Origin of the sequence: Acinetobacter sp. ANC5681, assembly GCF_023488045.1 — a bacterium.
In the GTDB taxonomy this organism is placed as follows: Bacteria; Pseudomonadota; Gammaproteobacteria; order Pseudomonadales; family Moraxellaceae; genus Acinetobacter.
The window spans coordinates 1-670 of the sequence record NZ_JAMFKZ010000082.1 but is presented as its reverse complement, the minus strand read 5'-3'; the positions used below and the strand labels follow the sequence as shown (position 1 = coordinate 670).

1 protein-coding gene is annotated in these 670 nt (G+C 43.1%); it reads right to left on the bottom strand.

The annotated features are described in order from the left end of the window. Positions 1 to 40: 40 nt before the first annotated feature. Positions 41 to 670, bottom strand: a 630-nt coding sequence (locus M5121_RS15825) for an IS3 family transposase (protein WP_249571708.1), incomplete at its 5' end; no start/stop codon positions are given.

Sequence of the window (670 nt, the reverse complement as noted above, 5' to 3'; positions counted from 1 at the left end):
TGGTAATCCTCCCATAAATAACCGAAGTTAAAAGTAGAGGTTAAGCAGCCATTAGAGGTGGCTTTCCTTTGTTAGCTTGATGTGGTCTTTCATGGTTGTAATGCCACAACCAGTTTGTTGCATAATCTTGTACTTCATCCAAAGTATCAAATAAATGCTTGCTCAGCCAACTATAACGTATGGTCCGATTATAGCGTTCAATATACGCATTCTGCTGTGGCTTACCCGGTTGAATATATTCAATACGAATACCGTGCTCAGTAGCCCAGCGCACAAATTCGTGACTGATAAATTCGGGACCATTATCGCATCGGATCACTAACGGTTTTTCTCTCCACTCCAGCAATTGATTCAACGTACGAATAACCCTGATTGTGGGCAATGAGAACCCTGCTTCAATGGCTAGGCCTTCGCGGCGGTAATCATCAATCACATTCAATAATCGAAACTTGCGACCATCGGAAAGCTGATCATGCATAAAATCTAATGACCAAACCTGATTTTCTCGGATTGGTTCTTTCAATGGTTCAGGCGCATGCCGTTTTAGTCTTCTTCTCGGTTTAATACGCAGATTCAGTGCCAACTCACAGTAAATGCGGTAAACCCGCTTGTGATTCCAGCAGCAACTCTCAACATGCCGTAAATACGAGAAGCACAAACCAAAGCCCCA